Origin of the sequence: Flavobacterium sp. (assembly GCF_030146175.1) — a bacterium.
GTDB lineage: Bacteria > Bacteroidota > Bacteroidia > Flavobacteriales > Flavobacteriaceae > Flavobacterium.
On sequence record NZ_JASLCE010000091.1, the window covers coordinates 25,036 to 34,113 of the forward strand.

Here is a 9,078-nt window from a genome sequence, read left to right on the forward strand (position 1 = left end):
TAAGTTCTCTCCTTTTTTAACCGGGAATAATCCCCTTTCCAAAACGGGAAAACTCACATTGATTCCAAAAGATATAAGGCTCAATTTTGGAATATCTAATTCAATAAAAATGTAACCTTAATTTAATTCATAATGGAAAATCCAACAAAAACAAACTTGCAACAATTATCATTATGGCAATCTGTTGTTACAGAACATTTCGAAAAAGAATCCGCTTTACTGAAATCTTCTAAAGGCAAACCGCTTCCGATTCAAGAAGCGTTAAGGCTCCATATTGCGAAAGCTGAAAACCTACAAGGTGAACATCCTGAGTTTCGGTCTGAAACAAACGATAGTACTGTTGAAGAATTATCCCAGATTTCGGAATTAACCTTCGAGATTGCTATAGCCAGAATCCTCGAAGCCCACGAACATGAGCAACAATTATTAGCCGAGTATCGCAAATTTAGCGATCGTGATCCCGGATTTTTAACGTGTGTGACTACCTATTTGGAATATTACACAAAATATAAGGGCAAATTAAAATACAACTCCTGGAAAGTTGAGGGCAAAAAAGATCTCAATTTCGGACGTATAAAGCACAAACTCAAAAACGATGCAAAAATCGCCATTATCGGCGATTGGGGTACCGGTATGGAAGATGCGGAATATTTACTCGAAACCCTGGTTAGACATAACAAACCAGATCTGATTATTCATTTGGGAGACATTTACTATTCGGGCACGAATGACGAATGCATTGCGAATTTCGAGAACGTTATAAAAAGAGTGTTTACCCGAACACTCGGAAACAACAAAAGGATTCCTGTCCTTTCCATCCCCGGGAATCATGATTACTATGCCTTTGGATATGATTATTACAAGATGATCGCCCGACTTAACAGTTATAATCCTGAGCTTATTCAGCACGCCAGTTACTTCTGTATTGAAACCGAAAATAAAAAATGGCAATTTATCGGAGCCGACAGCGGTTATGACGATGCTAATCCAATAAATCAGATCGACACCTTCTATGCCGGCCCGAATCTTCATAAAGATGAAGCAGAATGGCATATTGATAAAATCAAAAATTTTAGTGGTCAGTCCATTCTTTTCACACACCATCAGTTATTTAGCCATAATTCCAAAATAAACGGTTCCGCATCCGTCCATTCGGCGTATCCCAATCTAAACAAATACCTTCTCGATATCTTTCAACCCTATTTCAACAACAAGATTGCAGCCTGGTTTTGGGGTCACGAACACAATCAGGTTATCTATCAGGATTCTCTTTTTGGTCTCAATAAAGGTCGCTTAATAGGAGCAAGTGCATTTGAGGAACTGCATTCGGAAGACCCATATAAGATTAAATATAAGGATACTCCTTATGATGACCGCTATAAACTAGCTGAAAAAAATGGATACTTCAATCATGGCTATGCTATTATCGATTTAGGGAATGAGGAAGGAAACAAACCGATGATTAATTACTATCAATATCCATCATGGGGAAAAAACACACCCAATCCGATACCCACAAAGCCTATTCTTTTAAATCAGGAGCCACTTAGTCCGGCGACACCACCAAATGCAAAAAAAATAGATTATGGCCAAAAACTCTATATAAGCCTGGAAAACGGATTAAACTATATTGGCGATAATGAAAAACACATTTTAACCTATTACCCAAGAGTGACCTTACGTAAATCGGCCTTCAAATTCAACGGAGGAATAGGTACTGTAAAACATGGAGATAGTTTACAAATCGTTACCTGTGACCCTAAAACCGGGAAATCAAATGTATTGAGTGCATCGAAATCCAAGAAAACCCTGTATTATGCCAGAGAGGGCTACAAAGAGCAGACATGGATCATACATAAAGTTGACTACGACGGAAAAAATCCGGAAATCAACGAAAATGACCCCGTCTATTTCATCAACAGACACTTTAGAGGTCAGTTTTTATGCCCATATGTATACTCTTCAAACACTTATTTATCTACCGATGCAAGCTTTCCAAGTAAATGGTTTTTAAAATTAAAATCATAACTATTTTTAAATTATGAAACCGAATACAAATGAGTTAAATTCATTCGGTTTTTTATGGCTATGTTCCCGATCGCTGTAAATGCTCAGTTGATGTATATGTCTGATTTTGGCTTTATAGACAACAATGTTGCTATAGAAAATTAGTTCTGAACGGATTTGAAATTAATGGGTTAATACTCCTGAAATCCATTTTGATGCCAATTCGGCAAACCAGGCCAATATGCTTGTATCCTTTGCTAAAGGATTAAAAAAACAGGCGGTTAATTAGAATGCCAAAAGGTAACCAATTTGTTAACTACCTTTTGGTATTCTTTCATTTAAAATTCAAAAAGTGACTTTTTTTAGAATTAACCATTGTGCCTACAAAAATCCGGCTGGTATTACTCCAAAACCTTTTTCATCATAATATCGGTTTGCTCGTCGTTACCCAATCTGAAAATATGTTTATCAAAAGCCACGAATCCGTTTTTGGTATAAAATCGAATGGCTCGGTAATTTTCTTCCCATACGGCTAACCAAACATATTTTTTGCGTTCTTTCTGAGCTATTTCCAACGCTTTTTCATATAGCAACTGGCCGACCTTTTGTCCGTGGTAGCTGCTTTTCACATAGATACGTTCGATTTCAAGAGCCGTATCGTCCTGTAATTCGGTTTGTGCATTTCCGGAATTCAACTTTAGATAACCCACCGCTGTGGTGCCATCCCAAGCCATAAAAAACTGCGAATCCGGATTGCTTAATTCGGCTGTTAACCTCGGAATATTAAAACTATTTTCGAGATACTGCGCCATGTTTTCTGCGGAATTATTTTCCGAAAACGTTTCAAAAAACGTCTCTTTTGCCAAGGCTTGCCATACTTCCATATCCTGAAGCGTAATTTCGCGAATCATTATCTTTTCCATACTATTTGCTTTTTGTATTTATAACGGTAGTGTAAACCGTACTTTTTCTTTCCCAATTCCGCCAATACGCTTATAAAAACGGATGGCTTTTTCGTTAAAATCCGGAGTTTGCCATTGCATATTGATACAATTTTCGGTTTGCCCGATTTCGATCACTTTTTCCATTAAAGCATGTCCGATTCCAAAATTACGATACGCTTCTTCCAGATACAAACAATCCAGATAAATAAACTTTTGCGCTTCCCAAGTGGAAAAATCAAACGTATAGGTCGCATAACCGATCACTTCACCGGCAACTTCCGCTACAATACCGTATAGCTTTTTGTTGTCCGAAAAAAGAGCGGCATCCAGTTTTTCCTTTTTACCACGAGCCTCATACGTAGCCCGTTCGTAATCGGCGTGTTTCGCACATAAGACAATCAAAGTATCGAGATCGTCTGCTTTGCATTCCCGTATTTTATAATCCATTGTAATTATTCTTTTGTTATGCCAAAACTAAATTATCATTGGCTTATCTTTATCATCCAATACTATTATTATGAATAGCCCAATATTGTATTCGTTATTCGAAAACCTGTCTCTTGATCATTCTATAGCACGTCCGGTATACCTACAACTGGCCGATATCCTGCTCGATTTAATCAAAACCGGAAAACTCCGTTCGGGTCAGAAACTACCTTCCACAAGGGATCTTGCCGGACTATTACAGATTAATCGGATCACGGTTGGTAAGGCGTATGAAGAGCTGCAAATGCAAGGATGGCTGGAAAGTTTTGTCGGCCGGGGAACTTTTATTTCGACACATCTTGTAGACCATGAACCGGAAACACTAACCGGCAGTCGGCATAATCCGGCTATGAAAAAAGCGGGGTTTCGTATTCCTTTTCAAAACTACCCGGATAAGGCTACCGACATCTTTATTCCGGAGCTTCATCTGGACGATGGTTATCCCGATCCGAGTCTTGCTCCATTAAAAGAACTATACCGAGCCTATCGCAACCAGCTTACGCGTGGCGGGCTATACCATCGATTTGGGAGTTATAACGATCCGGCTGGTCCGCAGTATTACCGGGAAACCTTATCGGATTACCTCAACACGACACGCGGTTTAAAAACAACGGCTCAAAATATTCTTTCCGTTCGGGGAACCTTAATGGGGATCAATCTGGTTTGTACCGCTCTGATTCGCCCCGGTGATGTGGTGGTTTCCGGGATTCCGGGCTGGAAAAGAGCCGATCATAATTTTCTTCATGCCGGAGCGCGGCATATCGGCATTCCGGTTGACGAACACGGTATTGTTATAGAGGCGCTAAAAGAAATATGTCGGATACAAAATGTACGAATGGTTTATGTGACTCCGCATCATCATTACCCAACAACCGTCTCCCTACGTATTGACCGGCGTTTGGAGTTATTACGACTGGCCAATGAATACGGCTTTATCATTTTTGAAGACGACTATGATTTTGATTTCCATTACAAACACCGTCCGTTATTACCTTTAGCCAGTGCCGATGAAAACGGAATGGTGATTTATTGCGGCTCTTTTAGTAAAAGTTTTTCGCCGGCTTTCCGTATGGGCTATCTGGTAGGTCCGGAAAACGTGATCGAACATTTGGCGCAGGTTCGGATTTTACTGGATCGGCAGGGTGATCATATGCTCGACAATGCGATGGCTACTATTTTACAGGACGGAACACTACAGCGCTATACGCGAAAGGCGATTGCCGTTTATGAAGAACGACGGGATTTATTTTGTGATTTACTTACGGATCAATTATCCGATGCTGTAACGTTTTCCATTCCGGAAGGCGGCATGACGGTTTGGACAACTTTTGCCGATTCCATCAATCTGGAATCTTTGGCTCAAAAAGCACTACAAAAAAGTTTATTACTATCCGATGGAAAAACACATCAATATCCGGATTACAGTACCAATTCGATCCGATTGGGTTTTGCTTCGGCATCGAAAGATGAATTGATCCGCAGTGTGGAGATCCTTAAAAAAATACTATAAAAACAAAAAACGACCTCGATATGGGTCGTTTTTTGTAATCAAAATCAGGATGCTTTCTCAATATAGGGAACCTCATACAAATGATTCGGTTGTAAATAAACTACGTTTTCCTGAAAGTCAAAAAACGTATTAAATCGTTTTAAAACATCACTTCCCAAAATATGAACATTGGCACCGCGTACCGGTTTGTTGGTCGTTAAAATCTGAGCGGGTACATTTTTCAGTTCGTTTCTGCCCAGTTTCAGACTTTCCAGATTGGAAGTTACCACCGGGATCTTATTTTTCATGATACCAAGAAGCGTATCCGTACGAATTACCGCCATTTCCGCGACCGGGAATTTTGCCTTGTTTAAAAGATCATTATCAAGGACAACCGTTTTCTGATATCCGGTATCAAACATAAACCAGTCTTTTACGGTCGTCTTTCCTTGCGTTATCTCGCCTTCGATATAAAATACCTGGTTAAAATATTTCATTTTAAACTTGTCAATCGCTTTGTTCTGTTTTACGGCTTTTGGCAGTTTTGAATGCACTACCATGATATTTTTATCGTAATTGAGCTCAACAATATAACCGTCAAAATTATCCCAACCTAAAAGACCATCGACACCATGACCTGCCAATTGGATATCGTAAACCTTCGATTTGTAGGTTCTGCTTCCTACTTGAATATCATGCAGTGTATTATACAGATCCAGTTTACTTTTTACCTTGTTTTTTAAGGCCTCTTCAATCAGTACCAATTCTGTCGCACCCGAATCGAAATTCAGGTTTAACGTATCTACTTGGTTTAACACCACTTTAATCGAATTGGTGTTGTGTTTATTGATCGCAAACGGAATCGTATCGTGAACTTCCGGTTTTACGCGGCTAAAATTTTTCAATTCGGGACTTTGAATCCGCGTATAACAGGAATCCTTTCCATTGAGCAAAACAATAAAATCTTTTTGTTGTCCGGGTTTTAGTTTAAAACTAGTGGAATCGATATCCGTTTTAAATTTTATCACAACCGGTTTTATCAACTTATTGGTTGTAAAGGCATCGATTTTAATCTGCGGACTTAAATTCCATTTCTTTAGCGGTTGTCCGACTTCCTGAATTGTTGCTGTTTTGGTATTCGCTTTGATAACCGGTAATCGGTTTTGCGAAAAGCCATAAGCCGAAAACAGCAGAAGAAGCGTAAGATAGTAGTGTTTCATTTGATTTTAACTGCGTTTAATGATTGATGATTTCGCACAAATATAGAACAAGTCACACGTTAGAGAAATATTTAAACACTGTTTTAACATCAATAGGTATCCGTTTTTTTAATACCGGATAATAAAGACGTGAAAAATAAAAGTACGAAAAAACGATTCCTTTTCACTTTGAAAAAGCTGCTAATTAGCAATTAAAATTTTAAAAAATGATGCGAAAAGTAAAGTCACCATTTCTGAAATTCTATACGAAGTCGGTTTTAATTCCAAATTTTCTTTTAATCTCGCTTTTAAAAACATACCGGTCACACTCCGACCGACAATCGTAAACAACTATAAAACAACACCTTGTAATTACTCGTACTTATATTATAAACTATTCGTACTTATTTTTTAAAACAAATGCGTTCGACTATACGTATTCGGTCGCACAGCCGTGATTTCTCCGACATCTTTGTACCGAAATATTTTTTTAACCTAAAACACGGTACAATGAGAACTTCATTACAATTAGTAACAGCACTAGTATTGATCTGCAACATTTCTTTTGGACAAGACATCACCAAAAAGATTGATTCGCTACTACAGGATAATTATCAGAAAAACCCAGGTGTCGGTATTAGTTTCGGTCTGATCAAAGACAATAAAGAATATTATACCTCCTATGGCAATCTGAATACTGAAAGTCAGGACAAAATCAATAAAAACTCCGTATTTGAAATTGCTTCGATTACAAAAATTCTAACGTCAAATTTAATTACACAAGCTGTTATCGAACATAAAATAAAGTTGGATGATTACATCGACAGTCACCTACCAAAAGAATACAAACTGCATAAAAACATTAGCAACAAAATAACGATTTCGGATCTTGCTTCACATCAATCCGGATTACCCGATATCGATTTTAAAACGCTAATCGAACGCAATCCGCAACAACCGATGAGCAACGTCAACGAACAGACACTAACCACCTTGATCAATAATTGTACAACGTTAACCGATTATGGAAAGTATCGTTATTCTACCATTGGTTATACTTTACTTGGGCAGATACTGGAAAAGGTATATGGCAAAAGTTATGATGCGATTATCCGAACCAAAATAATAACCCCATTAAAAATGACCAATACACTGACAAAAGATTTTAATGTAAAAAACCGTACCACCAGTCATAATCCTGATGGTGGCATTCAGGAATTTATGGAATGGAATATCACAGCATCAGCCGGTTTGGTAAAATCGAATGCTTCTGATATGGTTTCTTATTTAAAAGCCGTATTAAACAGTGAGACAGCAATCGGGAAAGCGGCACTACTTACCGAAAAAATAACCTATAAAGATCAGAATCGGGAAATGGGATTGGGCACCAATATTATAACCGATGAAAAAAATACGATCTATTTAAAATCCGGAGATTCGATGGGACAGTCGTCAATTATATTTTATAACAGAGCTCAAAACTGGGGCGCGATATTACTTCTGGATCAACGGAATTCTAAAATGCGACAAAATCTGTTTAACATCATTTCTCAAACGATTCAAAAATAAAATTGGCCGAATCTATAAAAACAAAAAACTCCAAAACCGTTTGATTTTGGAGTTTTATATTTTGTAACTCAACTGCGACTATCCACTTTTTTGAAGCAGTAGTTTTACTTTTTTACACTTTTAAACCTTGTATCAAAAGTCATCTTTGAAGTATTTAAAACTTTGATTTTTGATGCATCCGGATGATTGGGATTTATTAAATAGTTATATTCCTGAGGGACGATACTACTCGGAACTTTTAAAATTGCGGCTTCATTATAAAATACGAAATCATCTCCAATTATCTGAGTTGTCAGAGATGGTGGTTTTGAATTCCAATCGTCCGGCAAATCGTCTATAGCCACTTCCTGTATGACGACCTCATCCGGTATTTCAATTTCAACATAACAACGATCCTCCGGCAAATCTTCACTCAAATCCAAATGAACAGCCACTTCCAACGTTGCCAGTGCTCTCGATTCGGCTGTATAAACCATTTTAGTATTTAGACTATTCCATCGATAACCTTCGGACATTGAAGCACCAATTCCGGTGAGTGTCGTATCCAGATATTTCTCACGTTCGATTCTGAATACTATCATTAGGCTAAGTTTCCAAATTCTAAACGATTCAAACTAAATCGCACTTCATTAATTCCTGTGATGGTATCCAGCATACTTTCGGGCGAATTTCCTCCGATGGATACATTTGGTTTCTTTAACCAACGCTGAAATTTTTCTTCTTCATTATTAAAAACTTCCAGTCCAAAATCGATTAATTCATTAATCAGTATCACCAGTTCACTATCTCTGCTATCTAAAAGCGAATGCTCACTTTTTTTCTTATTATAGGTTGTTTGAGGAATTCCGACCATTGCCAAGACGGATTTTACCGGATTATTAAGTCTCCTGCTAATAATCTCAATAGAATCATAGGGAATACCAGCTCTTATAACTCCTACGCGTTCAAGTCTGTTACTCCATCGGTATTCTTTACCATCAGAATGCAACGAAAACTGTCTGGCAGGATTCGTTTTCCCTGTTGCCTTTTGAATACTCCTTTTCGTATCAAATGGCTTTGTTTTATTTGTGACTTTTCCCATGACGCAATCAATTTACTGCTAATATACAGCATTTTTGTTGCAAAAGCAAAATATCCAGCCAAAGAAAAGGAAATAACGTATAGTAAACCAATACTTTACAAATCAGGTAGTGCGAATTTACAATCCGTGCCTACGAAGTGAGATAATATCACCGCCCTAAACAATGATCAAATAATTTCTTCGCGGAGGTTGAAACAAAAAACTCCAAAATCTTTCGACTTTGGAGTTTCTAAATCTGTGGGCGATGAGGGGTTCGAACCCCCGACCCCCTCGGTGTAAACGAGGTGCTCTGAACCAGCTGAG

General features: G+C 38.0%; 8 protein-coding genes. 3 read left to right on the top strand and 5 right to left on the bottom strand.

The window, feature by feature from the left end:
- The first annotated feature begins 132 nt into the window (after nucleotides 1–132).
- Nucleotides 133–2,028, top strand: a complete 1,896-nt coding sequence (locus Q1R07_RS10800) for a metallophosphoesterase (RefSeq protein WP_300489822.1) — start codon at nucleotides 133–135, stop codon at nucleotides 2,026–2,028.
- A 380-nt stretch (nucleotides 2,029–2,408) separates the two neighbouring features.
- Here Q1R07_RS10800 and Q1R07_RS10805 read toward each other — a convergent pair whose 3' ends face one another.
- Nucleotides 2,409–2,930, bottom strand: coding sequence for a GNAT family N-acetyltransferase (locus Q1R07_RS10805; protein ID WP_300489825.1), 522 nt, complete (start codon nucleotides 2,928–2,930; stop codon nucleotides 2,409–2,411).
- Between the two features lie 18 nt (nucleotides 2,931–2,948).
- On the bottom strand, nucleotides 2,949–3,398 hold the full coding sequence (locus Q1R07_RS10810) for a GNAT family N-acetyltransferase (protein ID WP_300489829.1): 450 nt from the start codon (nucleotides 3,396–3,398) through the stop codon (nucleotides 2,949–2,951).
- 70 nt (nucleotides 3,399–3,468) lie between these two features.
- Between Q1R07_RS10810 and Q1R07_RS10815 the strand changes: the two genes are divergently transcribed.
- On the top strand, nucleotides 3,469–4,947 hold the full coding sequence (locus Q1R07_RS10815) for a PLP-dependent aminotransferase family protein (RefSeq protein WP_300489833.1): 1,479 nt from the start codon (nucleotides 3,469–3,471) through the stop codon (nucleotides 4,945–4,947).
- A 44-nt stretch (nucleotides 4,948–4,991) separates the two neighbouring features.
- Here Q1R07_RS10815 and Q1R07_RS10820 read toward each other — a convergent pair whose 3' ends face one another.
- On the bottom strand, nucleotides 4,992–6,146 hold the full coding sequence (locus Q1R07_RS10820; protein WP_300489836.1) for an aspartyl protease family protein: 1,155 nt from the start codon (nucleotides 6,144–6,146) through the stop codon (nucleotides 4,992–4,994).
- 489 nt (nucleotides 6,147–6,635) lie between these two features.
- On the opposite strand from Q1R07_RS10820, the gene Q1R07_RS10825 reads away from it, so the two are divergent.
- Complete coding sequence (locus Q1R07_RS10825) at nucleotides 6,636–7,694, top strand: serine hydrolase (RefSeq protein WP_300489839.1); 1,059 nt, start codon at nucleotides 6,636–6,638, stop codon at nucleotides 7,692–7,694.
- Nucleotides 7,695–7,798: 104 nt separating this feature from the next.
- Here Q1R07_RS10825 and Q1R07_RS10830 read toward each other — a convergent pair whose 3' ends face one another.
- The gene (locus Q1R07_RS10830) at nucleotides 7,799–8,275 is read right to left on the bottom strand and encodes an RES family NAD+ phosphorylase (RefSeq protein ID WP_300489841.1); all 477 of its coding nucleotides are present in this window, start codon (nucleotides 8,273–8,275) and stop codon (nucleotides 7,799–7,801) included.
- Nucleotides 8,275–8,775 carry an antitoxin Xre/MbcA/ParS toxin-binding domain-containing protein gene (locus Q1R07_RS10835; protein ID WP_300489844.1) on the bottom strand — a complete coding sequence of 167 codons (501 nt, stop codon included), beginning with the start codon at nucleotides 8,773–8,775 and terminating at the stop codon, nucleotides 8,275–8,277. Before Q1R07_RS10835 ends, Q1R07_RS10830 begins: the two co-directional genes overlap by 1 nt.
- Between the last annotated feature and the right edge of the window lie 303 nt (nucleotides 8,776–9,078).

Coding starts and splice junctions, on each gene's coding strand:
- Q1R07_RS10800 (WP_300489822.1), top strand. CDS start 133: ATGGAAAATCCAACAAAAACAAACTTGCAACAATTATCATTATGGCAA.
- Q1R07_RS10805 (WP_300489825.1), bottom strand. CDS start 2,930: ATGGAAAAGATAATGATTCGCGAAATTACGCTTCAGGATATGGAAGTA.
- Q1R07_RS10810 (WP_300489829.1), bottom strand. CDS start 3,398: ATGGATTATAAAATACGGGAATGCAAAGCAGACGATCTCGATACTTTG.
- Q1R07_RS10815 (WP_300489833.1), top strand. CDS start 3,469: ATGAATAGCCCAATATTGTATTCGTTATTCGAAAACCTGTCTCTTGAT.
- Q1R07_RS10820 (WP_300489836.1), bottom strand. CDS start 6,146: ATGAAACACTACTATCTTACGCTTCTTCTGCTGTTTTCGGCTTATGGC.
- Q1R07_RS10825 (WP_300489839.1), top strand. CDS start 6,636: ATGAGAACTTCATTACAATTAGTAACAGCACTAGTATTGATCTGCAAC.
- Q1R07_RS10830 (WP_300489841.1), bottom strand. CDS start 8,275: ATGATAGTATTCAGAATCGAACGTGAGAAATATCTGGATACGACACTC.
- Q1R07_RS10835 (WP_300489844.1), bottom strand. CDS start 8,775: ATGGGAAAAGTCACAAATAAAACAAAGCCATTTGATACGAAAAGGAGT.